Annotated in this window: 22 protein-coding genes and 4 tRNA genes; 17 read left to right on the top strand and 9 right to left on the bottom strand. The window is 39.4% G+C overall.

All coding sequences use genetic code 11. The features are described 5' to 3' along the window. Window positions 1-492: 492 nt before the first annotated feature. Window positions 493-1407: a lipid A hydroxylase LpxO gene (lpxO, locus tag AC1M9L_RS12910; RefSeq protein ID WP_035265982.1), complete on the top strand. Its 915-nt coding sequence runs from the start codon at window positions 493-495 to the stop codon at window positions 1405-1407. Between the two features lie 129 nt (window positions 1408-1536). Further along, the gene (locus AC1M9L_RS12905; RefSeq protein ID WP_035265985.1) at window positions 1537-2490 is read left to right on the top strand and encodes a hypothetical protein; all 954 of its coding nucleotides are present in this window, start codon (window positions 1537-1539) and stop codon (window positions 2488-2490) included. A gap of 32 nt (window positions 2491-2522) precedes the next feature. On the opposite strand, the gene AC1M9L_RS12900 is transcribed toward AC1M9L_RS12905, so the two are convergent. Continuing rightward, window positions 2523-3572, bottom strand: coding sequence for an AAA family ATPase (locus AC1M9L_RS12900; protein ID WP_481592351.1), 1050 nt, complete (start codon window positions 3570-3572; stop codon window positions 2523-2525). A gap of 228 nt (window positions 3573-3800) precedes the next feature. Here AC1M9L_RS12900 and uvrC point away from each other — a divergent pair, with 228 nt between their 5' ends. The 5 genes from uvrC to AC1M9L_RS12875 all read left to right on the top strand — a co-directional run bounded on the left by uvrC (window position 3801) and on the right by AC1M9L_RS12875 (window position 8257). Next, window positions 3801-5600, top strand: coding sequence for an excinuclease ABC subunit UvrC (gene uvrC / locus AC1M9L_RS12895; RefSeq protein ID WP_180028652.1), 1800 nt, complete (start codon window positions 3801-3803; stop codon window positions 5598-5600). Between the two features lie 115 nt (window positions 5601-5715). Continuing rightward, complete coding sequence (locus AC1M9L_RS12890) at window positions 5716-6510, top strand: thioesterase family protein (RefSeq protein WP_481590109.1); 795 nt, start codon at window positions 5716-5718, stop codon at window positions 6508-6510. A 103-nt stretch (window positions 6511-6613) separates the two neighbouring features. Beyond that, entirely contained in the window at window positions 6614-7201 is a 588-nt protein-coding gene (gene pgsA, locus AC1M9L_RS12885) for a CDP-diacylglycerol--glycerol-3-phosphate 3-phosphatidyltransferase (protein ID WP_035265993.1), read from the top strand. 55 nt (window positions 7202-7256) lie between these two features. After that, entirely contained in the window at window positions 7257-7625 is a 369-nt protein-coding gene (locus tag AC1M9L_RS12880) for a hypothetical protein (RefSeq protein WP_481590108.1), read from the top strand. Between the two features lie 98 nt (window positions 7626-7723). Next, complete coding sequence (locus tag AC1M9L_RS12875; RefSeq protein ID WP_481592350.1) at window positions 7724-8257, top strand: DUF4269 domain-containing protein; 534 nt, start codon at window positions 7724-7726, stop codon at window positions 8255-8257. A gap of 3 nt (window positions 8258-8260) precedes the next feature. Here the strand turns inward: AC1M9L_RS12875 and AC1M9L_RS12870 are convergent, their stop codons facing one another. After that, window positions 8261-10063, bottom strand: a complete 1803-nt coding sequence (locus AC1M9L_RS12870) for an ABC transporter ATP-binding protein (RefSeq protein ID WP_481588591.1) — start codon at window positions 10061-10063, stop codon at window positions 8261-8263. Window positions 10064-10198: 135 nt separating this feature from the next. On the opposite strand from AC1M9L_RS12870, the gene AC1M9L_RS12865 reads away from it, so the two are divergent. Next, window positions 10199-10822, top strand: a complete 624-nt coding sequence (locus tag AC1M9L_RS12865) for an alpha-ketoglutarate-dependent dioxygenase AlkB family protein (protein ID WP_481592349.1) — start codon at window positions 10199-10201, stop codon at window positions 10820-10822. 16 nt (window positions 10823-10838) lie between these two features. Here AC1M9L_RS12865 and ruvX read toward each other — a convergent pair whose 3' ends face one another. From ruvX to recN, 3 genes are all read right to left on the bottom strand, one after another. Beyond that, complete coding sequence (gene ruvX / locus AC1M9L_RS12860; RefSeq protein WP_035266001.1) at window positions 10839-11282, bottom strand: Holliday junction resolvase RuvX; 444 nt, start codon at window positions 11280-11282, stop codon at window positions 10839-10841. Beyond that, entirely contained in the window at window positions 11275-11829 is a 555-nt protein-coding gene (locus AC1M9L_RS12855) for a YqgE/AlgH family protein (RefSeq protein WP_035266003.1), read from the bottom strand. Before AC1M9L_RS12855 ends, ruvX begins: the two co-directional genes overlap by 8 nt. 81 nt (window positions 11830-11910) lie before the next feature. Then, window positions 11911-13578, bottom strand: coding sequence for a DNA repair protein RecN (recN, locus tag AC1M9L_RS12850; RefSeq protein ID WP_035266004.1), 1668 nt, complete (start codon window positions 13576-13578; stop codon window positions 11911-11913). Between the two features lie 316 nt (window positions 13579-13894). Here recN and ppnP point away from each other — a divergent pair, with 316 nt between their 5' ends. The 3 genes from ppnP to AC1M9L_RS12835 all read left to right on the top strand — a co-directional run bounded on the left by ppnP (window position 13895) and on the right by AC1M9L_RS12835 (window position 16034). Continuing rightward, window positions 13895-14218: a pyrimidine/purine nucleoside phosphorylase gene (ppnP, locus tag AC1M9L_RS12845; RefSeq protein ID WP_035266006.1), complete on the top strand. Its 324-nt coding sequence runs from the start codon at window positions 13895-13897 to the stop codon at window positions 14216-14218. 136 nt (window positions 14219-14354) lie between these two features. Next, entirely contained in the window at window positions 14355-15101 is a 747-nt protein-coding gene (gene rlmB / locus AC1M9L_RS12840) for a 23S rRNA (guanosine(2251)-2'-O)-methyltransferase RlmB (RefSeq protein WP_035266007.1), read from the top strand. A gap of 6 nt (window positions 15102-15107) precedes the next feature. Further along, a complete protein-coding gene (locus AC1M9L_RS12835) occupies window positions 15108-16034 on the top strand; it encodes a DMT family transporter (protein ID WP_092766655.1) in 927 nt (308 codons plus the stop codon). Window positions 16035-16050: 16 nt separating this feature from the next. On the opposite strand, the gene coaE is transcribed toward AC1M9L_RS12835, so the two are convergent. From coaE to pilB, 4 genes are read right to left on the bottom strand one after another with little or no spacing between them, the layout of a single operon-like run. Beyond that, on the bottom strand, window positions 16051-16653 hold the full coding sequence (coaE, locus tag AC1M9L_RS12830) for a dephospho-CoA kinase (protein ID WP_481592348.1): 603 nt from the start codon (window positions 16651-16653) through the stop codon (window positions 16051-16053). Window positions 16654-16694: 41 nt separating this feature from the next. Next, complete coding sequence (locus tag AC1M9L_RS12825; protein ID WP_481592347.1) at window positions 16695-17555, bottom strand: prepilin peptidase; 861 nt, start codon at window positions 17553-17555, stop codon at window positions 16695-16697. Beyond that, a complete protein-coding gene (locus AC1M9L_RS12820) occupies window positions 17555-18781 on the bottom strand; it encodes a type II secretion system F family protein (protein WP_092766657.1) in 1227 nt (408 codons plus the stop codon). The genes AC1M9L_RS12825 and AC1M9L_RS12820 overlap by 1 nt, the downstream gene beginning before the upstream one ends. Window positions 18782-18801: 20 nt before the next feature. After that, a complete protein-coding gene (pilB, locus tag AC1M9L_RS12815) occupies window positions 18802-20511 on the bottom strand; it encodes a type IV-A pilus assembly ATPase PilB (protein WP_481592346.1) in 1710 nt (569 codons plus the stop codon). A gap of 261 nt (window positions 20512-20772) precedes the next feature. Between pilB and tpiA the strand changes: the two genes are divergently transcribed. From tpiA to AC1M9L_RS12785, 6 genes are all read left to right on the top strand, one after another. Then, window positions 20773-21564 carry a triose-phosphate isomerase gene (gene tpiA / locus AC1M9L_RS12810; RefSeq protein ID WP_035266016.1) on the top strand — a complete coding sequence of 264 codons (792 nt, stop codon included), beginning with the start codon at window positions 20773-20775 and terminating at the stop codon, window positions 21562-21564. Window positions 21565-21577: 13 nt separating this feature from the next. Continuing rightward, window positions 21578-21907: a preprotein translocase subunit SecG gene (gene secG, locus AC1M9L_RS12805; RefSeq protein WP_035266018.1), complete on the top strand. Its 330-nt coding sequence runs from the start codon at window positions 21578-21580 to the stop codon at window positions 21905-21907. 53 nt (window positions 21908-21960) lie between these two features. Then, window positions 21961-22045: transfer RNA gene (locus tag AC1M9L_RS12800), tRNA-Leu, on the top strand. Between the two features lie 48 nt (window positions 22046-22093). Next, window positions 22094-22170: transfer RNA gene (locus tag AC1M9L_RS12795), tRNA-Met, on the top strand. Window positions 22171-22251: 81 nt separating this feature from the next. Continuing rightward, a tRNA-Met gene (locus AC1M9L_RS12790) sits at window positions 22252-22328 on the top strand. Between the two features lie 91 nt (window positions 22329-22419). Then, a tRNA-Met gene (locus AC1M9L_RS12785) sits at window positions 22420-22496 on the top strand. Window position 22497 lies beyond the last annotated feature (1 nt).

The following is a 22497-nucleotide window of genomic DNA, read 5'->3' as shown; positions in this document are numbered from 1 at the left end:
TTTTTTTGGAGGACTTCTAAGTTGATGTTGTGAAGCAAGTGCGTATTTCCTGCGCACATTAAAGCTTCGCTAATCTTACGATAACTATATCGAAAAAGAACATAACAAGTTGTATCAAGCCGTGACGCAATGGTCATCTATTTATTGCACCAGCATGCGTTATAAAACAGCAGATGCGAATGTAGAGTTTGTTCTTCTTACAATAAAGCGATTGTTTCAATTGGCATTTTATTTAAAAACACTTCAACTTATATCTGGGGTAGGTAGGTAATTTCAAGTTATTTTGCACTTTAAATTTCGTCATAAAAGTCAATAAACTGAAATATAAAGCCATCAAAAGTCTATTTGTAGAACACAATGTTTCGTTGTTTGGGGTAGTCGTTATACAATTTACGTGATTATCTATACATCTAAATTGGAACAATTCATTTCCAATTTAGGTGCAGCATCTCCTCATTTAACCCGCTAACCAAAGATAAACCGAGTCAATCAATGATCAAGTGGATTATTCTCGCGATATTCATCATATCGGCACTGTATATTCAACGTCGTGGAAAAGTACGACATTCGTTCTATCGTCAATTCTTTGATCATTCGACCATTTTGGCACCTATTAATTTTTTGATGTATATGTTCTCTAAGGTGCCAAACCAGCCTTATATCGACACACAGCATTTTAAAGATTTAAAAGTGTTAGATGAAAATTGGGAAATGATTCGTGATGAAGCCAAAGCTTTATATGAGCAGGGTGGGATCAAAGCCTCTGAAAAATATGATGACCTAGGCTTTAACTCATTTTTTAAAACTGGTTGGAAGCGTTTTTATTTAAAATGGTATGACTCTGCACATCCTTCAGCAGCAGAACTGTGCCCTAAAACGACAGCATTGCTTAAAACATTGCCAACCATTAAAGCGGCGATGTTTACTGAGCTTGCTCCTGATAGTCGCTTGGTTCGTCATCGTGATCCTTATGCGGGATCTTTACGCTATCATTTAGGGTTGTTGACGCCAAATGATGATCGTTGCTTTATTGATGTAGATGGTCAGCGGTATTCATGGAGAGATGGTGAAAGCGTTGTGTTTGATGAAACCTACATTCATTATGCAGAAAACACGACGGATCAAAATCGTATTATTTTCTTTGCTGATGTAGAGCGCCCTTTAAAGACACGTTGGATGGAACGGTTTAATCATTGGTTTGGTAAAAATGTAATGACTGCGGCAAGTTCACCGAATGAAGCAGGGGATCAAACGGGTGGTCTGAACAAAGCATTTGGTTATATTTATCGCTTGCGTGTGAAAGCAAAAGCACTGAAGGCGAAGAACCGTCAGTTATATTACTTTTTAAAATGGTTCTTGATGTTAGGGATATTCTTCCTGATTTTCATTCGACCTTATGTGTTTTAAGAGCATTCAGATCAAAATGCGCCTCAGGGCGCATTTTTTAATTTTACTTAAAATGATGTAAATTAAAATTGAGAAGTAGTTCAATAAAAGCTATGCTTTTGTCTGTAAAATATACAAAAGAAAATTCAAATGAATCTCAAAAAAACAATATTAGTACTAAGTGTTTTACCGTTTTTTTTAAGTGCCTGTGGCGGCGGTGGGTCGGGAGATTCGTATGAATCATCACCGAGTACACAATTTCGAAACGGTGATCAACTCTATTCAATTTACTATAATTCCAATGATCGATTCGGCTTAAATTATATTGAATTTCAAAATGGACAATTTACTTATACGGATAGTTTTAAACCGTTGAATAGTGTGATTGTGACGCGAAATCGTATCTATCAAACCTATGATCAAGCCCAAAATACGCTCAGTGTGAATAGTCCTAGTCATTGGACGATGAATATCATTGGTGACATCCAAACGGATATCGAAATGGAGCGTGTAAACCTATCGGGTAAAAATGTTTTTGATACAGTTTTACCAGGTTATCGCAACATTGATCGAAATGATTTGAGCCCTAATGTGAGATTGTTTATCGCCAAAGATGGTCTTAAAAATTTTTCTTCAGGTAGCTATTGTTATAGAAAGAAAGCAGAACAAAACAGAGTAGATTATTTACAACTCTATCCAAACACGAGTGAACCATTGGAAGAGAGTTTTAACCAATTTTATGAAGATAACTTGCTGTATCTTGATCTTTTAAATGACAAAAATCCAATTGTTAAATTTCAACTCGCTAAAGATCGTTGGATGGGTATGAATTTTAGCAGTATTTTTGACACCAGTATGAAGATTAGTTTAGATGATTCAACAGCCATTGAATTTGAAAGCAAACTATACCCTGCTGAATATCATCAAACTTTGAAGCGTACGACTGATGATGAATATAAACTCTATGAAAAATTGTTAATGAACGATGATGTTGCAGAAAATAGACAGCGTTATCAGTTATTAATGGCAAATATTGAAAAAGGGTGTACGTATTATAATAAAACGGCAGCAGAATCCTTTGTCACGATTCCTGGTTTAAGATGATTTGTTTAAAAAAAGCCCATCATGGGCTTTTTTTATTGATTGATGATCGAGAGCTGACCGTCTTTGCAATCCAGCTTGAGATGAAGTTGATCTGGATGCTTTAGAAAGTAGATCGCAATAATGGGTTCTAGTTCAGTTCTCATTTTCCGTGCTAAATGACGTGCCCCAAAGCGGATATCATGACCCTGATAGAAATATGCTTTGGCAAGGTCTGATAAGTGAACCTGACGTTTTTGATGTTGCAAACGAATGTTGAGTTTTTCCAGTTCAATATCTACCAATTTAGGGAGTGCATCATTTTGAACAGGCTGATAATGAAGGACACGATCAATTCGATTCAGAAACTCCGGATCAAAACTGCGATGCAGTATTTTTTCAATAATGGCTTTCGTGGGTAGGCGTTTTAAACATAGATTTTGAAGTTTTTGCGGTAAAACATTTAATTTATCTAAATATTGTTGTGCTGCGCGTGCTCCTGCATTACTGGTCATAAAGATCATACAATTACGAAAATCAATCGTTTTTGTTCCAGCAGTAAGGGTTAGGCGACCTGTATCCAACACATTCATTAAGCCACGAATCACTTCGGGAGAGGCTTTTTCAAGTTCATCAAACAGCATAATGCCAGGACGGGTATGAGAGCCATTAATCGCAGTTTCATCGAACAAACTGTGACCTTCTTTCGAACCGACATATCCAGGCGGAGCGCCTGTTAAAGCGGCTGCATAATGTTCTTGAGCCAGTGTATTCATATCGATACGACAAAACGCATCAGGACGACCATAAATCGCTTCAGCAATCAAACGAACAGTCTCTGTTTTACCAACACCTGTTGGTCCAAGCATTAAGGTGACGGACAAGGGGCGTTCAGGACTTGAAAAGTCAGCTTTGACCACGTGAAGCATTTTTTCGATTTCATCTAAGGCTGGATTTTGCCCAATGATACGATCACGCAATAACTGCATCACTTTGGCTGGTTCAAAATGAAAGCGAGACTTTCCAATGAGTCGATCTTTTTCTGAAGGACTATGGGATGAGAGTGCAGGTTGTATGGCGTGAAAAGCACGATCGTTCGCAGTCATGTTGGCGCATCCATGAATGAATCAGTTGAAAAGCATATCAAACTTGAATTTAACAACTCAGACTTTTTAACAATCAGCTGATTATAAAATTTGCGATCATTGCTCTGAACTGTTGGATCAACAAGGTTTTAAAATCGTCTACCGAAATGCACTTGAAATAGAGCGCGTTACCATCACAATAAGCTCATGCTGTTGCATGAATGACTGACTCTACATTAAAGGCTGCTTGTGAACGAAAACGCACGTGAACACATTGAAAAAATCTTAGCCAATCTTACGACTTTGCCTGGTGTCTATCGCATGTTAGGTAAAGATGGAGAGTTGTTGTATGTGGGAAAAGCGAAGAATTTAAAAAATCGTGTTTCTAGCTATTTTGTTAAAACCATTGAGCATCCCAAAACACAGGCTTTAGTTGCCCGCATTCATGATATTGAAACCATGGTGGTCCGCTCAGAAACGGAAGCATTACTTCTTGAACAAAACTTAATTAAGCTTCATCGACCGCCGTATAACATCATGCTGCGAGATGATAAATCTTACGTCTATATTTTTGTGTCCAGTGATAAGCCTTATCCACGTATTGCAGCAGGTCGTGGTAAGGGGAAACATCAAGCAGGTAAATTTTTTGGACCTTATCCAAGTGCTTATAATGCACGTGATACATTGGTGGTCTTACAAAAATTATTCAATGTCCGCCAATGTGAAAATAGTTATTTTGCGCAACGTAAAAGACCGTGTTTGCAGTATCAAATTAAACGTTGCTCAGCTCCATGTGTGGGCATGATATCACCTGAAGATTATAAAGATGATGTCGATAACTCAATTCGCTTTTTACAAGGGGATACACGTGAGCTTAATCAAGAATTAATTGCCAAAATGGAAGCGGCAGCAGAAGCTCTCGAATTTGAAAAAGCCGTTTTTTATCGTGATCGGATGGCATTATTGCGTGATGTACAAACGCAACAAGCGATTTATAAAGTCAAAGGTGAAGCAGATATATTGGCGATCGCATACCAAGCGGGGGTAACGTGCGTTCAGATTATGCATGTGCGTAATGGCAAGATGTTGGGAGGAAAAAGTTATTTCCCAGATATGTTGGGCGATGATTTGGGACAAATGCTGGCAGATTTTATCGCGAACTTTTATTTCCAAGTTGCCGATGAGATTCCAACAGAATTAATCGTCAACGTGGAGCTGCCAGACAAGAAAGACATAGAAGAGGCACTACAACAAAATTTTGGCAAAAAAATTCTGATTAAATCAAAAGTTCGAGAAACCCGTGCAGAATGGCTCGAGCTTGCGACCATGAATGTACAGCATGCCATTAAAGGACAACTTGCTAATCATTATGAATTGAATGAACGTTTTCATCAGTTAGAAGAGGTGGTCGGACGTCCAATTGATCGTATCGAATGTTTTGATATATCCCATACGATGGGCGAAGCAACGATCGCTTCTTGTGTTGTCTTTGATAGTGGAGGGGCTCGCAAGCGCGATTACCGTCAGTTTGCTATCGAAGATATCACTGGCGGTGATGATTATGCTGCCATGCGTCAGGCTTTGACACGACGGTATAAGAAGGCGATGCTGCCAGATTTGCTTCTCATCGATGGTGGTAAAGGGCAATTACATATGGCAATGCAGGTCATGCAAGATCTTGGATTGGATGCATTCATGGTGGGGGTTTCAAAAGGGGAAGGACGTAAGCCTGGTTTGGAAACCTTACATTTCACTGATGGCACAAAGATTCAACTGCCTGAAGACCATAAAGCGCTACATTTAATTCAACAGGTTCGTGATGAGGCGCATCGATTTGCCATTACTAAACATCGTGCCAAGCGCGATAAACGTCGTGGACAGTCAGTTTTAGAAGCCATTCCAGGGCTAGGACCAAAACGCCGCCGTGATTTATTAACACATTTTGGTGGGATTCAAGGGGTATTAAAAGCCTCTGAAAAGGATCTGAATTTAGTCCCAGGTTTTGGTGCAAATCTCGCTCGGACTGTGTACAAAATCTTGCATGAGTAATCATGCATATCAATTTGCCAAAATGATCATTGACCTGCGAGTCATTGATCATTTACCTCAATCTGAAAATTCAGCATGCTAGCGCGATAAGAAATTTAAAATAAAAGGGTTGCGCATGTCATTTGGACAGGTATTTCAAGAAATTGATCAACAAGAATGGGTGGAGATCCCTGAGGGTTGGTTGCAAGGTCGTACCATTTTTGGTGGTTTAACCACGGCGATGATGCTACACAAAGCAACACAAATGATTCATGACCCTCAAAAAAGATTATTGAGCACCAGTGTGGTATTTGTGGGTCCTGTTCAGGAAAAGCCAGTCAAAGTGACAGTGGAAATTTTAAGGCAAGGTAAATCTGTGACTAATATTGAAGCTCGGATTTGGCAGGATGATGCTGTACAGGGAATTCTGCTGGCAAGTTTTGGTTCAGACCGTGAATCAGTCGTGAATATGGATCAAACTCGCTCAGCACCACAGTATGATTCACCTGAAAGTTTAGTTAAGTTGCCTTATCATCCTCTTATGCCGCAATGCTATCAGAACTATGATCTGATTTGGGCTGAAGGGAAATACCCTTGTACGGCTGCTGAAAAGCCAGATTTTGGCGGGTGGTTTCGATATGCAGAATCTAAATTTGAAGCAGGTCCGCTGAGCATGCCTGAATTTATAGCAATGTTAGATATTTGGCCTGCAGGAATTTTTCCTATATTAAAAAAACCAGCACCGGGCAGTTCAATTTCTTGGTATGTGACGCTGGTAGAGCCTATTCTAGCTGACCGACGAGATTGGTTTAAATATAAAGTATTTACAGATCATTCTGCGCATGGTTATTCTACTGAATATGCCCATATTTGGGACCATAATGACCGTCTCGTTGCAATTTGTAGACAGACTGTCGCGATTTTTGCCTAGTCGACAGCGGGTAGTGAATCGTTTAAAGTAAGCGGATTAAAGAATCAAAGCTCAAGTTTTTATTGCAAATTTTAGCTGTAATTGGGGCAAACTGGCGGTGTCTATGTCTACAGGTCGCATCCTGAATATACCAAATATCTTGACGCTAGCACGTATTGCGTTAATACCTGTTTTTTTAATTATTGCCTATTGGCCTCCTGCGATTGGTGTGGGTGGGCATGAAGGGGGTATGACTCGTCATATCATTCTGACTGCAATTTTTGTGATTGCTGCTGTCACAGATTGGTTTGATGGTTACTTAGCAAGAACATTGAATCAGACTTCTGCATTCGGACGTTTTTTAGATCCTGTTGCGGATAAATTAATGGTCGCAGCAGCATTGATTGTTTTGGTGCAATGGCAACCTACAATTTCGATGGCTTTTGCTGCGATTGTGATTATTTCACGCGAGATTACCGTTTCTGCTTTACGTGAGTGGATGGCTGAGCTCGGTGCACGTACCAATGTAGCTGTATCAACGGTTGGCAAATATAAAACAGCTTTTCAGATGATTGCTATTTCCGTGTTCTTACTCAATTGGAAACCACTTGAATTAGTAGCATATGGTTTATTGTATACCGCTGTAATTTTAACACTGTGGTCCATGTTTATTTATTTAAGAGCGGCATGGCCATATCTAAAACAACCCTAATGTATTTAAAGCGCCAAAAGGCGCTTTTTTATTGTCTTGAGAAAGTGATTTAAAAATGAGAATTAAATTTGCTATTGGTTTAAGTATCTTGTTGAGTTCAAGCATTTATGCGGATGATTTATCACGGGCACAAGAGTATTTGCATAATGATGGGATCGCGTATTGTCTATCTCATTCTGAGATTTATGCAGCTGAAGCAAATATTGCGAGAGGTGGATATTTTCAACTCGGTGAGCATAGCCATGAGGCGGCAAAACAAGTGCAAAATTATATTGATCAAGCGCTCAAAGAAGCGTTAGGCAGCTATCAATATTCAAAAGAGAAAGCATACCTTATGCGTTGTTTGGAAATCTCTTATTCAACGCAGTATCGAAATTATATTAAAACTGTTTATGCGTTAGATGTTATTGAAAATCAAAAATAACCTTAATTGCTTAAGCTTTTCTGGTGATGGTTAAAGTAATTCATATTGGAGTGTTCAACCGCTTTAAAGTTGAATTATCTTAGAGATTAAAAATAACAATGAAAAAAATACACTTTCAAAAAGTTATTGATGACTTAAACCTTTTGGAAATACTCAAGCGGTATCAAGTTACAGTGGTCGGTACGCCACCTTTAGGAATTGCAACAGCACAAAGTGATATCGACCTCATTTGTAGTTATCCGATTGAGCAAGAGAATCATTTGATTGAAATACTAAAATTATTTCAAACCTATAAGGCATGGTGCATTGAGCGAAGTTATTTTGAACGTGATACTTGGATTTGCCGATTTGAATATTGTGCTTGGTCAATTGAGATATTTTGTTCTACAACACCAGTTCATCAGCAGGCGGGATTCCAGCACTTCTACGTTGAACATAGAATATTAGATTTGGCAAATGACCAATTTAAACAGGAAATCATTCGCCTTAAGCGAAAAGGTATAAAAACTGAACCTGCATTTGCACAAATATTAGCGCTCGATGGTGATCCTTACACGAAGTTAAGTCAGCTCTATGAAGCAGATGACTGTGTGTTGATTCAACTGCTTCAATGTCAAGGTTACCTAGATTAAACTTTAACTATGGGTTTCCTCATCCCCATCGTCTTCAAAAGTTTTTGCAATTTTTTCGATATTCAAACTTTTAGCCATCGCATCAAAAATTTGTTTATATACACCGTCTTGATGGTAAAGAGCATCATGTTCTCCATGCTCGGCAATTTCGCCTTCTTTCATGACATAGGTGTAATCCGCATCAATAATTTGCGACAGGCTGTGCGAGATAATAATGACAGTACGTCCTTGTTTAATCTCATCAAGGCTTTGTTTAATTTGTTCCGAAGCAATGGCATCCAAACTCGCTGTCGGTTCATCTAAAAAGATAATCGGTGGATTTTTCAAGAACATACGAGCAATCGCAATACGCTGTTGTTGTCCTCCAGAGAGTTGCAATGCATCGGAATGATAGCCATCAGGAAGTTGTAAAATTTGCTCATGAATGGATGCTTTTTTAGCAGCAATGATCACGTCTTCTTCAGTAGCATCTGTTTTACCATAGCGAATATTTTCAAGAATAGTCCCTTGGAAAATATGATTTTTTTGTAGGACTAATCCAATATGATCTCTCAAATATTGTGTATCAATTTGATTGAGATCGATGCCATCGAGTTCGATACACCCCTGATTAGGTTCATAAAATTTATCTAAAAGACTGATTAAGGTTGATTTTCCCGCGCCTGATAAGCCAACTAATGCAGTAATTTTATTGGGTCGAATCTCCATATTGATATTCTTTAGTGCGTGGTGACCGTTTGGATAAAAGAATTCAACATTTTTCAGCGTAAATTTTCCTTGAATTTGCGGTTTGAGTTGACCTGTAGGTTCAATTTGATCATCTGCTTCTAAAATTTTAAAGAAGCTTTCTGAATAGATCATGGCATCATTCACTTCATCATATATACGATGTAAGGAGCGAATTGGCGCGGATACATTATTGAACAACAGTACATGAAACATGATCATACCGATGCTCATCTGACCATCAAGCACAAAATACGCAGTTAGGATGATGATTAAAACAATACCTATTTGTTCAATAAAGGTTTTTAACCCATCAAATAAAAAGCTGACCTGACGGGTTTGCATTTGATTATCTGTGAGTTCTTTTTGTAGTTTGAGTTGTTTGGTTGATTCTATTGACTCGCGGTTGAAAGATTTGATAACCGTAATTGAATTAATAATTCCGAGGATACCTTGGCTTTTCTTTTCTCGACCATCACGTAAATTCCGACGCCAGCCTCCGAGTTTTTGTGCTTGTTTATAAGTTAACCAGAAGTAGATTGGAACGATAGTGGTCGCCACTAAGCCAACATAAAAGTTGGCGTAGTACATTAATCCTAAAGCCACGATCGCACTGGTAAATAACGGCAAAATGTCAATAAAGAATATTTGAACTAGACGAGTCAGAGAGCCAATACCACGATCGATTCGTGTTTGTAATTTGCCCGCCTGATTATTCTCTTCGTTGAAAAAAGCTAATCTATAGGTCAGAAATTTTTCAATGATGCCTTGTGCTAGATCTTGTGAAATAAAAATTCTAAGTTTTTCACCATAAAACTTTTGTCCGAATTGCACAAAAGCATTAATTACTTCTTTACCCAATAATATCGCTGTAATGGTAATCAGGATATTCCAGCCTTCAGCTAAGCCAAAACCATTCTCAACCAGCGCATTAATTTCATCAACTGCATACTGCAAAGTGAGTGCATTCACTTGAGCTGTGAAAGAGCCGATGAGCGTAAGAAAGAGAGTGGCAATCACTAAAAAGCGATAAGGTCGAACGAAAGGTTTAAGTTTTAGAAAAAGTTGCCATAAATTCATAAGCGATTGTTTTTATTGTCTAGATTTATGCCAGTCTAAGCTTGATTGTCCAGTGTCACAAGCGTTCACAATGTTTCAATTTGTCAGTTGAAATATTCAGCTAATATAAGGTTATATTTTCATGGCAAATTGGTTATGAACTTCGAGCTGTTTGCACCCGAACCCAATTCAAATCTCCTACCTTGTGATGGGATTGTAGAAGATTACGGCCTTATACTTACTCATGCTGAATCACAGGATTATTTCGATTATTTTTCAGAAGCTTTGGCTTGGAAACAGGATGAAGTGATTTTATACGGCCAATATTTTAAGACGGGTCGTAAAGTCGTATGGTATGGTGACCAAAACTATCAATATCACTATTCAGGGATGGATAAACAAGCACAGATTTGGGATTTGAAATTATTAGCACTCAAGCAAAAAATTGAACTTATAACAGGAGTTCAATTTAATTCTTGTTTGGCTAATTTGTATGAAGATGGAACTCAAGGTGTAGGATGGCATAGTGATGATGAGGCTGCATTAAGAGATCCTGAACATGGCGAGACCGTCATTGCTTCACTGAGTCTCGGCGCAACCCGAAAATTTAGATTTAAACATCGTGATAAAACTCATACTGCTGAAATGTATCTACAATCAGGACAGTTGATTGTGATGAAAGGTCAAACACAGCGTTTTTGGAAACACACTTTAGCGAAATCAACCAAAGTATTAGAGCCTAGAATCAATTTAACCTTTCGCTATTTTTATCCTAGATGAAGTGGCAAATATTCTATTAAGGTTGAATACCTTGAGGATTACGATACCAACTTTCAATAAATAAAGCGGCTGCCAAGCTGTCTGCGGACAACTTTTTTCCACGCCCTTGCGCCTGATAATGATCGAGTTCATCACGCGCTTCGCGAGTTGTTAATCGCTCATCCACCATCCATGTTTCTATATTGGTTTGGTGTCTTAAACGACGAGCAAATTTACGTGCTCGTGTTGATAGTTCCGATTCGCTATCATCCATATTCAGTGGTAGCCCGACTAAAAACAGATTTGGAGAATGCTGTTTTACAATTTTGAGTAGATCATCCCAATTGGGAATGCCATCTTTCATCGGTAAAAGTGAAAGTGGCGTAGCACTTTCAATAATGGACGATCCTACAGCCATTCCTGTTTTTTGTGTGCCAAAGTCAAAGGCCATAATGAGTTGAGCGGTAGTTGAATCAGGCATGTCCAATCTCAGATGAAAGCCATGTACGATCGACCCCCATTTTTCTATAGGCAGCGTCCCAGCGATCGTCATAGGGTAAGTTAAAAATCAAATCCATATCAGAGTCACAAATGAGCCAGTCACCTCGAGCGATTTCTTGCTCCAACTGGTTTTTACTCCAACTTGCATAGCCTAAAGCAATTTGATAGCGACCAACACCTTCATTGTGTGCGATTGCATCAAGAATATCCTTTGAAGTTGTTAAACAGAGATTTTCACCTACAGCGATGGACGCATGCCAAGTAGGTTGACCCGTATGAAGTACAAAACCAGCTTCTGGTCGTAAAGGACCACCTTGTAAGACATCATGTGGGTGAACATGATCTGCAACGATATCAAGATCTGTTAAGAGTTCTTTAACCTGAATCCCAGCTGGACGATTGATCATAATTCCCTGCGCACCTTCATGATCATGACGAGCAATATAGACCACACTATTTGCGAAGAAATCATCTGCTAAATCAGGTGGGGCAATCAGGCAACGGTGCGTTAGAAATTGTTTACTCACCTAATGGCTTCTCCTATGTTTGAGTATCACTTTACTTCAACATACTAGACTTATGGGTTTTCAACAATCCTTTTAAAATAATCAAGATGTGCTGGTCTGAAACTTTAATTGCCTTAATTGTTTTGCATGTTGAAGGGTGGTCTCGCTAATTTCGACACCACCAGTCATGCGAGCAAGCTCTAATATCCGTTGATCTTCATCAAGCTCAACGATAGTGCTGCTAGCAGGGTCTGTTTGCAGTTTTTTCACTAACAAATGTTGGTCCGATTGCGCTGCAACTTGGGCTTGATGTGTAATACATAGAATTTGAACATGTTGACCTAATCCAGCCAATAAGCGACCGACAATCTCAGCTGTTCCACCGCTGATGCCCACATCAATTTCGTCAAAAACGAGTACTTCAGCTTCAGTTTTTTCTGCATTCATGACTTGCATGACCAATGCAATACGTGACAATTCACCACCAGACGCAACCTTCGCAAGTGGTTGAGGTGGAATCCCTTTGTTTGCTGTGAACAATAATTGAATAAAACTAAACCCTTCAGATGAAGGTTGCTCCAGAGGATCAAAACGGAATTCAAAATGAGCTTCTGGTAAAGCCAGTTGCTTGACTTGTTCTGTTAAGAGTTTGGCTAAGGGTTCTGCTGCTTTACGACGGATATCATCCAGATATTGAGCTTTCTCTATAAACTGTTGATGTGAAATTTCAACTTGTTCAGCCAAAGTCTCTGGATCTTCAAGCTGATGTAATTGTTCTAGCTCTGCCTGCCAATGTTCGTATTCTGATTTTAAATCTTCGGGTTGTACTCGATATTTGCGCGCTAAACGATGGAATATTTCCAGTTGTGTGTTTAACTCTTCCATTCGTTCAGGATCAAAACTCTGACGGTCAATGAATTGTTTTAAATTCGCACTGGCATCATCGAGTTCACTTTGCGCATTTAATAATGAGTTATAAATTTCAGAGAGTAAATCACTACGACCTGCATGAGATTCAAGCTTGCGAATAATACTTGAAATTTCCTGAGTGATATTTTGATCAGACTCATCTAAAACGTTGATTGCATAACTACAATCTTGCATGATGTGTTCATGATGACTTAAGCGATCGAACTCTTGTTCAATTTCTTTATAGTCAAGTCGAACCACTTCTTCTAATTCTTCTAATTGAAGATTAAGTGTCTCAATGCGTTGAAGGCGGGTGGTCTGTGCATCAAGCGCAGCTTGATGCTGTCGGATATTTTTTTGCCATGTGTTATAACTGTCTTTGACAGCAAGCGTATGTTGACCAAAGTTGCTGTAACGATCTAACCAATGTTTTGGATAGGGCGGTTCTAACAGTTGTTGCTGACTATGCTGGCTGTAAAGTTGGACTAAGAGTCTGCCTATTTCCTTTAATTCTGACAGACTACTTGGACGTCCATTGATCCAAGCTTTACTACGACCTGTAGCAAATATTACCCGTCTTAGATGAATTTCACCCGATTCATCTGCCAGCTCATGAGTGCTTAACCATTCAGCTTCAGGACTTTGATCTTGATAACTAAATACGGCTGTAACATCAGCCTTATCTGAACCATAACGAACGTAATTCGTATCAGTACGCTCGCCTAAACACGCTGATAATGCATCGAGTAATAAAGATTTACCTGCACCAGTTTCACCCGTAAGAACATTGAAACCTTGATCAATATCAATGGCTAAGTTATCGGCTAAAGCAAAGTTGATCAGATTAAGGTGTGTCAGCATAAACGCATCCGAGCTGCGAAAGTGTGGATTCTAAGATAGAGAAATTTTGTTTTAGTCTCAAGTCACGACATTTGAATATGAGAACTTTTAGTTTGCATTTTAACTGAAATTAGGTTGATTACTAGTGACTGAATATATTCTTTTACCTGTGTACAAAAGATATATAGAAGAAATCAAAAAAATCTTTAAATTTCATCATTAGGGAACAAAAGTTGCTTATAAAAACCATTGCAAAACACTGATTGATTAGTTGCTCGAGCGCAATTAAACTACGGCAATTAAAATTTATAAAATGCGCATTATTTGGAGAATACGCATGTCATCACAATTTGATCATGTATCTGTTGTAAAAAAATCAAATGTTTATTTTGGCGGGACGTGTATTAGCCACACTGTTCAATTTGAAGACGGTACGAAAAAAACACTTGGGGTTATTCTACCGACGGAACAACCGCTTATTTTTGAAACACATGTACCAGAGCGTATGGAAATTATTTCTGGTGAATGTCGTGTCACAATTGCAGACAATGAAGAACATGAGCTTTTCCGTGCAGGGCAGTCGTTTTACGTGCCTGGTGAGAGCCGTTTCAAAATCGAAACAGATGACGTATTAGACTACGTTTGTCATTTCGAAGGCTAATTACCCAAAAAAAATTTGACCAACATTCAATGGTCAAATCGGTTAAACTATTCGCTATATAAAATCCTGTAAAGTTGGCTTTGCGGGATTTTTCTTTTCTATATTATTGTATTGTCTTAGTGAGTTGAGGTCGTTCATGGCTAAACCCGAATATTATTATGGCGTTCATTCTGTGGAGTCATTGTTGGAGTTAGAACCTGAACGCGTTTTGACTCTATTTGCACTAAAAGGTCGTGAAGATCAACGTTTAAAACGTATTTTTGAGTTGGCTGAACCTTTCGGAATTAGTATTCAAAAAGCGAGCCGAGACAGCCTTGAAAAACTGGCTGGACAACCTTTTCATCAAGGTGTCGTTGCTGCAGTTCGTCCTCATCCAACGCTGAATGAAAATGATCTTGAGCAATTAATCAAAAGTACAGACAATGTTTTTTTACTGGCGCTTGACCAAGTGACGGACCCGCATAATTTGGGTGCGTGTATTCGAACTGCGGCAGCCATGGGCGTACACGCGGTTGTTGTTCCTCGTGATCGTTCTGCGAGCTTAACACCAACGGCTCGTAAGGTTGCTGCTGGTGGTGCAGAGAAAGTTAAATTTATCCAAGTGACGAATTTGGCTCGTACTTTAGCTAAAATCAAAGATGATTTTAATGTTCGAGTGATTGGCACGATGTTAGATGAGCATGCTCTACCTATTCACGAATGTGATTTGACTGGTCCTGTCGCAGTGATTATGGGTGCTGAAGATACTGGTTTAAGACCGATTACTCAGGCGCAATGCGATCACAAAGTTTATATTCCAATGAGTGGCAATTTACAAAGTTTGAATGTGAGTGTGGCGACAGGCATGGCACTTTACGAAGCGTGTAGACAACGTCAAGCCTAATTTGAGATGGCACTTTCAGATCGAGCCCAAGGCTATTTTTTTCTTATTACTACCATGTGCATCTGGGGGGGATTTACCCTCACTGCACGATTAAATGCGCTATGGCACATCAATACGTGGGACATTGTGGCACTGCGTTTTTCACTGGCTTTTTTGATCTTAATGCCGATTTTACTTTATCGTAGAGAAGCCTCTTTTTTACTTAAAAAAGAACCATTTATTTTGGCAATGATTGGTGGTGTGATCTATTGTTTGTTGGCTTATAGCGCATTTCACTATGCACCGACTGCGCATGCTGCAATTTTTCTCAATGGTTGTATTCCTATTTGTACTGCCATCGTGGCTTTTATATTGATGAAGCAGGCTTTTGATCGTCATACATGGGCAAGTTTGCTCATTATGATCACCGTGCTCGGTATTATGAGTCTCCTGATGTATCGTGAATCAGGCATTCCTTTTGGTGCTGGTGATGGATTATTCTTCTTGAGCGCCATTTTTTGGGCAATATTTACCGTATTACTGCGTAAATTCCAACTGAGTGCATGGCAGGCGATGTGTGGAGTTGCCATCTGGTCAGCCGTGATTTATGTACCCATTTACGTGTTATTTTTGCCCAAAGATCTTAGTACTCCTGAGCCTCAGCATTTACTGTTTCAGACAATATTTCATGGCATATTCGTGGTCATTATTGCAACTTTAACTTATGTGGAAGCGATTAAAAGACTCGGGGCTTTTAAAGCAGGGAGCATTACCAATTTAGCGCCTTTTTTAGCTGCAATTTTGGCAGTGCCTTTGTTAAATGAACCTTTAAGTATTGCGATGTTATTTGGGTTGTTGGGTATGGCGATAGGCGCATTACAACCATGGCGATGGCTGGGTCGCCAAGATGCACTAAGCCAAAAACTTGAGCAACAAAAAAAGCAGTCTTCTTAGACTGCTTTTTTAAAATCTAAGCTTGTTGTGCAATATCGAGATAATATTGGTGTTTTACTGCGAGTTGTTGATAGAGATGATCAAGTTCACCATCATTAATAACAACATCGTCTGCACGTTTTAATTTTTCTTCACGAGACATTTGCGCACTCATTATTTTTTTAATTTGCTCAATGTCTTGATGATCACGTTGCGAAGCACGCAAGATTTGTAATTCTGTGGATGCATCGATCAGTAAAGTACGTTGAGTAAGTTGGTGTTGATTGGTTTCAAATAAGAGTGGGGAAACTAAAATGGCATAAGGACTGGTCGCCCGTTGTAGTTGTTCAATAATCGATAGGCGAATTGCAGGATGCGTAATATTTTCTAATATCTTTCTAGCTTCAGGATGTTTAAAAATATGGTCTCTTAACGCTCTGCGGTCGAGTGCGCCATCTTCCAATAGCACCCAATCCCCAAAATGATCTTTAATTTTTTGTAGTGCAGGTTTTCCAATTTCAACCACTTCACGTGCTACGATATCTGCATCAACAACAGTAATACCTTGTTTTTCAAACCACTGACTTGCAGCAGTTTTTCCACTACCAATACCACCTGTTAAGCCCAAAATAAAGCGCATGTAAAAAACCTTGTAATTATCATAATGGGGCTTATTTTAGCTTAACCCCCTAAATAAACCTTCATAATTTCGTTACCCCATAAGAATGCAATCCATCCAGCAATCGCAATGTAAGGTCCAAAAGCAAAGGGCTGATTTTCTTTTTTGACTTTCATCAAAATGATGCCGATGATTGCACCGACTAAGGATGAAAGTAGGACAATGAGCGGTAATAAAAATGGACCCATCCATGCACCAAGCGCGGCCAGTAATTTGAAGTCGCCATATCCCATTCCTTCTTTGCCTGTCACGATTTTAAATAAATAGTACACCACCCATAAACAGAGGAAACCAATCAAATATCCCCAAATTGCGGAGGTAGGTGAGGTGTAGAGTGCATAGCTATTTACCGCTAAACCAAGTGCAGCCAAGGGGAGAGTATATCGATCGGGTAAAAGTTGTGTATCGAAGTCGATGAATGTGAGTGCGATCAGTGTCCACGTTAAAATTAAGCCAAAAAGCATTTGTAGGCTTGGACCAAATACCGCGACGACCACTAATGAGCAAACAGCAGTTAAAACTTCTACTAGTGGATAACGAATGCTGATCGGATTTTCACATTCACCACATTTTCCACGTAAAAATAACCAACTTATCACTGGGATATTTTGATACCAACGAATAGGTGTTTTACATTTTGGGCAGGTCGATGCAGGTTTACTTAGCGTGAGTTTATCTTCATCAATTATGGCTTGGTCGGGATGTAAAAACATCTGACAGTCTTGACGCCATTCTTGCTCCATCATTTTAGGTGTGCGGTAAATGACAACATTTAAAAAACTGCCGACACATAAGCTGATGATTCCTACAGTTAAATAGAGTGCTGTAGGCGATTGAATTAAATACGCAATTATTTCGTTCATTACACCACAGAACCCATTTGAAAAATTGGAAGATACATTGCGATGACTAAGCCGCCGACCAAGACACCTAGAATGGCCATAATCAAAGGCTCCATCATGGAGGTTAAGCCATCGACAGCATTGTCGACTTCACTTTCATAATGGGTTGCAACCTTATCTAGCATAGCATCGAGTGAACCCGATTCTTCACCAATCGCTACCATTTGCACAGCCATAGATGGGAATAAATTGGTCGAGCGCATAGCGAAATGAAGTTGTTGACCAGTCGCAACGTCGTCACGAATACGCATAACTGCTTGCTCGTATACCACGTTATTCGTTGCGCCAGCTGTTGATTGGAGTGCATCGATTAAAGGGACGCCGGCAGCAAATGTGGTTGAAAGTGTACGGCTATAACGTGCGATAATTGCTTTATAAACCAAATCACCAAAAATAGGCAGCCTTAAAGCCGTGCGATCTAATGCATCCGCAAATTTTTGACTACGTTTTTTGGCTTCAATAAAGCCGATAATGGTCAGCGCGATACCAATAATTAAAATAAACCAATATTTTTGCACCCACTCAGACATTGCCACTACGAGTTGCGTGAACGCAGGTAAGTCTGCGCCAAATGAGCTAAACATCTCAGAGAAGACAGGAACCACTTTGACCATCAAAATAATGGTCACAATAATTGCAACCACAATGACAGTAATTGGATACTTCATCGCTTTTTTAATTTTTTGTTTGAGAACTTCACTTTTTTCTTTATAAATCGCAACTCGATCGAGCATGGTTTCAAGCGCACCTGATTGCTCACCTGATTCTACCAATGAGCAGAATAACTGATCAAAATGCTGAGGATATTTGCGTAGTGCACCTGCAAAAGTATTACCACCTTCGACCTCAGTTTTAATACCCAAAACCACTTCACGCATTGCAGGATTATCTAGGCCTTCTGCAACAATTTCAAAGCTTTGAACAAGTGGTACACCTGCTTTCATCATGGTGGCAAGCTGACGCGTAAAGATGGTGATGTCCAAAGTAGACACTTTCTTCTTCATTAAGCCTTCAAGAATATTCTTGCGCTTCTCGCGGATACTACGCACCGTAATGCCTTGTTTGCGGAGCATGACTTTTGCAAGTTGAATATTACGCGCAGGCATTTCACCTTTAACTTTGGTACCCTTGCGATCCACGCCGTCATATACAAACGTTGGCATCATCTGTGCTTTTTTCACCGCCATAATGATTTCCTTATTTTTAATTATTCACTGGTCACACGATTCACTTCTTGTAAAGAAGTGAGTCCGTTCATGACCTTAATTAAGCCCGAACGTCGAAGATTCTTAAACCCCAGTCTTTCAGATGCAGCTGCAATCTCTAATGCATTGCCATCATCCATAATAATCTTCGAAATTTCAGGTGTCACTTTCATGACTTCATAAATACCGACACGTCCTTTATAACCATCACGACACTCAGGACAACCGACAGGTTGATAAATTTTAAAATCTGGATCTGCTAAATCCTGTTCTGTGAATCCCATTTCTAACAAACTTGGTTTAGGAATATCAGCAGGTACTTTGCAGTGCACACACAGTCGTCTAGCAAGTCGTTGAGCAATGACGAGATTCACCGAAGTTGCAATATTAAAAGAGGGAACCCCCATATTGCGCAACCGGGTTAAGGTTTCAGGAGCACTATTGGTATGAAGTGTAGACATCACCATGTGGCCTGTTTGTGCTGCCTTAATTGCAATTTCAGCTGTTTCGAGATCTCGAATCTCCCCGACCATAATAATATCAGGATCTTGACGCAGGAATGATTTCAATGCGACTGAGAAGCTTAAGCCCACTTTATAATTGACGTTGACCTGATTAATGCCTTCTAAGTTAATTTCTACGGGATCTTCTGCTGTAGAGATGTTGGCATTTTCAGTATTTAAAATATTCAATCCTGTATAAAGCGATACTGTTTTACCAGAACCTGTTGGGCCCGTAATCAGTAACATTCCTTGAGGCTTCTCAAGTGCCTCAAGAAATAAAGCTTTCTGATCTTCTTCATAACCTAATGCATCAATACCAAGCATTGCACTAGAAGGATCCAAAATACGTAATACGATTTTTTCACCAAATAAGGTTGGTAATGAGTTCACACGAAAATCAATCGCTTTAGTACGAGATAATTTAAGCTTAATACGGCCATCTTGCGGAATACGCTTTTCTGAAATATCCATTTGAGACATAACTTTCAAGCGTGAAGCTAATCGATTCGCGAGTTGCAATGGTGGATTTGCAATAGTTCTTAAAACACCATCAACGCGGTATCGAACTCGGTACGTTTTTTCATAAGGTTCGAAGTGTAAATCTGATGCACCCATGCGAATGGCGTCAACCAAAAGCTTGTTGATGTACTTAACAATCGGGGAATCATCACCTGAAGGACCATCATCGTTATTATTTTGCGGTGTATCGTTCTCGACCACGTTAACGTCAAGATCTTCATCACCGAAATTGAAATTCTCATTTTCAGAAAAATGCTTTTCGATCAGTTTTTCAAGTTTATTATGTTCTACAGTAATAGGAACGACGTTTAATTTACTATTAAATCGAATTGCTTCCAATGCTTCGATATCTGTAGGATCACTCGTCGCTACAAATAAAGATATACCTCGTTGATATAAAGGTAAGATTAAGTGTTTTGTAACAAGATTTTCTGCAACGATATCTTTGGGTAGTAACTCAACATTATATGCATCTAAATCGAACAATGGCTCCCCAAACTCTTGAGCAACCATTTCAGCAATCGTACTTGCTCGTATTTTGAGATGTTCAACGAGGTAAGGTACTAATTTTTGATGAGATTTTTTTGAATTAATAATAGCATTTTGCATTTGCTGGGAGGTCAAAATGCCTTCATCAACCAAACGACGACTTAACCCAGAAAATTTTGGCCCACTTTGATCTAAAGTCATCCCCAATACGCCTTAAATTCATTTTATAATTCGAATATTAAAATTATACGGTTATAAGTAGAAAATTCTATACTTAAAATCATTAATATTATCCGAAAACTATGAAAAAATTGAATTTTTTCACTTATTCTGTTGGGTATTGTGTCTTATGTTGTCTTTTTTTAAAGAATTCTAGGTGCTGAATCTGTATCCATTGAATTTTTACGTTAATTTTTTAAAATCCGTGTAGAATGTGCGCATTTTTGATAGAAGGTTAGATCTATGTCGGGTTCGACAATTACTCCGTGGGTTGTAGGCAATTGGAAAATGAACCCAATGCAGGCTAACACGCAACAGCTTTTAGCTGATTTGAAACAACAGCTTGAGCAAGCTTCAATCGCTCATGATGTTTGTAAAATTGGTGTTGCGCCAACTTTATTGGCTTTACTCCAAGTAAAAAATGAACTTGCAACAGATGCTCATGAAGTGTTTGTGGTCGCTCAAGATGTATCACGTATTGCGGGTACTGGTGCATTTACAGGTGAAGTTAGCGCAGATCTTTTAAAGGATAGCCAAGTCGATTATGTATTAATTGGACATTCTGAACGTCGTGAAATATTTAATGACACGCCTGCGATTCTTAATGAAAAAATAAAAAATGCTTTAGCTGCTAACTTACATATCATCTATTGTGTGGGTGAAAGCCTTGAACAGCGTGAAAGTGGGCAAGCTGAGCAAGTGGTGTTACAACAAATTTGTGACATTGCAGGTGTTGTGAATCCAGAGCAATGGGTGCATATTACCGTCGCCTACGAGCCAATTTGGGCAATTGGAACTGGTAAAACAGCTTCCCCGGATGATGCACAAGCAATGCATGCTAAAATTCGTGAAGGATTGAGTCAAATTACACCTGAAGGTCAAAACATAGCAATTCTTTATGGTGGTAGTGTAAAACCTGAGAATGCTGTTGAATTGGCAGCATGCCCTGATATCAATGGTGCCCTCGTAGGCGGTGCATCACTCAATGCAGAATCATTTGTTCAAATTGCGCAAGCATTTGCCCAATCAAAATAATTAGGAGTTCATCATGCAATCTTTTGTACTGGTGCTACACATCATTTTAGCGTTATTGATGATTATTTTAATTCTAGTACAGCATGGTAAAGGTGCAGATGCAGGTGCGTCTTTTGGCGGTGGCGGTGCAGCGACTGTATTCGGCGCTTCTGGTTCTGGTAACTTCTTAACTCGTTTAACCGGGATACTTACTGCTTTATTCTTTATCACAAGTATTAGCTTGGCTTACTTTGCGAAGCAGCAAACGACAGATGCTTATGGTTTGAAAACGATTAACACAACTGAGCAAGTTGATCAAAAATCGCCTGAAACTTCATCAACTGCACCAAAACCAGCTGAATAATTGAATATTTCGCTTTCAATTTTTCATTGAAACCACTAGAATGCGTCACAGCTGCGGTGGTGGTGGAATTGGTAGACACGCTACCTTGAGGTGGTAGTGCTTTCGGGCGTGGGGGTTCAAGTCCCCCCTTCCGCACCAACTTATAATCCAGAAGTTTAAGTTGGTGTTTGCAGCAAAATCTGTTGATGCGGGATGGAGCAGTCTGGTAGCTCGTCGGGCTCATAACCCGAAGGTCGTTGGTTCAAATCCAGCTCCCGCTACCAATCAATCCTATAATTAAGATGCAAACTTAAGATAGGCAACTTAAACAAGGTTTGAGTTGAGATATACTTTTTGCACGTTGATGCGGGATGGAGCAGTCTGGTAGCTCGTCGGGCTCATAACCCGAAGGTCGTTGGTTCAAATCCAGCTCCCGCTACCACTTTTGATTAAGGTGCAACTTAATCAAGTCTAATTAGAAAATTTTTCTGATTGAAAAATGATTCAAATTTAGATATAATTTTGCACGTTGATGCGGGATGGAGCAGTCTGGTAGCTCGTCGGGCTCATAACCCGAAGGTCGTTGGTTCAAATCCAGCTCCCGCTACCAA

This window comes from Acinetobacter sp. ANC_7511, from assembly GCF_056779975.1.
The sequence above is the reverse complement of the archived record's forward strand: the minus strand, read 5'-3'. Positions and strand labels throughout refer to the sequence as shown.

Excerpts from the sequence above, each read along its gene's own strand:
- lpxO (WP_035265982.1), top strand. The coding sequence starts at position 493 with ATGATCAAGTGGATTATTCTCGCGATATTCATCATATCGGCACTGTAT.
- AC1M9L_RS12905 (WP_035265985.1), top strand. The coding sequence starts at position 1,537 with ATGAATCTCAAAAAAACAATATTAGTACTAAGTGTTTTACCGTTTTTT.
- AC1M9L_RS12900 (WP_481592351.1), bottom strand. The coding sequence starts at position 3,572 with ATGACTGCGAACGATCGTGCTTTTCACGCCATACAACCTGCACTCTCA.
- AC1M9L_RS12890 (WP_481590109.1), top strand. The coding sequence starts at position 5,716 with ATGTCATTTGGACAGGTATTTCAAGAAATTGATCAACAAGAATGGGTG.
- pgsA (WP_035265993.1), top strand. The coding sequence starts at position 6,614 with ATGTCTACAGGTCGCATCCTGAATATACCAAATATCTTGACGCTAGCA.
- AC1M9L_RS12880 (WP_481590108.1), top strand. The coding sequence starts at position 7,257 with ATGAGAATTAAATTTGCTATTGGTTTAAGTATCTTGTTGAGTTCAAGC.
- AC1M9L_RS12875 (WP_481592350.1), top strand. The coding sequence starts at position 7,724 with ATGAAAAAAATACACTTTCAAAAAGTTATTGATGACTTAAACCTTTTG.
- AC1M9L_RS12870 (WP_481588591.1), bottom strand. The coding sequence starts at position 10,063 with ATGAATTTATGGCAACTTTTTCTAAAACTTAAACCTTTCGTTCGACCT.
- AC1M9L_RS12865 (WP_481592349.1), top strand. The coding sequence starts at position 10,199 with ATGAACTTCGAGCTGTTTGCACCCGAACCCAATTCAAATCTCCTACCT.
- ruvX (WP_035266001.1), bottom strand. The coding sequence starts at position 11,282 with ATGCCTGATTCAACTACCGCTCAACTCATTATGGCCTTTGACTTTGGC.
- recN (WP_035266004.1), bottom strand. The coding sequence starts at position 13,578 with ATGCTGACACACCTTAATCTGATCAACTTTGCTTTAGCCGATAACTTA.
- ppnP (WP_035266006.1), top strand. The coding sequence starts at position 13,895 with ATGTCATCACAATTTGATCATGTATCTGTTGTAAAAAAATCAAATGTT.
- rlmB (WP_035266007.1), top strand. The coding sequence starts at position 14,355 with ATGGCTAAACCCGAATATTATTATGGCGTTCATTCTGTGGAGTCATTG.
- AC1M9L_RS12835 (WP_092766655.1), top strand. The coding sequence starts at position 15,108 with ATGGCACTTTCAGATCGAGCCCAAGGCTATTTTTTTCTTATTACTACC.
- coaE (WP_481592348.1), bottom strand. The coding sequence starts at position 16,653 with ATGCGCTTTATTTTGGGCTTAACAGGTGGTATTGGTAGTGGAAAAACT.
- AC1M9L_RS12825 (WP_481592347.1), bottom strand. The coding sequence starts at position 17,555 with ATGAACGAAATAATTGCGTATTTAATTCAATCGCCTACAGCACTCTAT.
- AC1M9L_RS12820 (WP_092766657.1), bottom strand. The coding sequence starts at position 18,781 with ATGGCGGTGAAAAAAGCACAGATGATGCCAACGTTTGTATATGACGGC.
- pilB (WP_481592346.1), bottom strand. The coding sequence starts at position 20,511 with ATGACTTTAGATCAAAGTGGGCCAAAATTTTCTGGGTTAAGTCGTCGT.
- tpiA (WP_035266016.1), top strand. The coding sequence starts at position 20,773 with ATGTCGGGTTCGACAATTACTCCGTGGGTTGTAGGCAATTGGAAAATG.
- secG (WP_035266018.1), top strand. The coding sequence starts at position 21,578 with ATGCAATCTTTTGTACTGGTGCTACACATCATTTTAGCGTTATTGATG.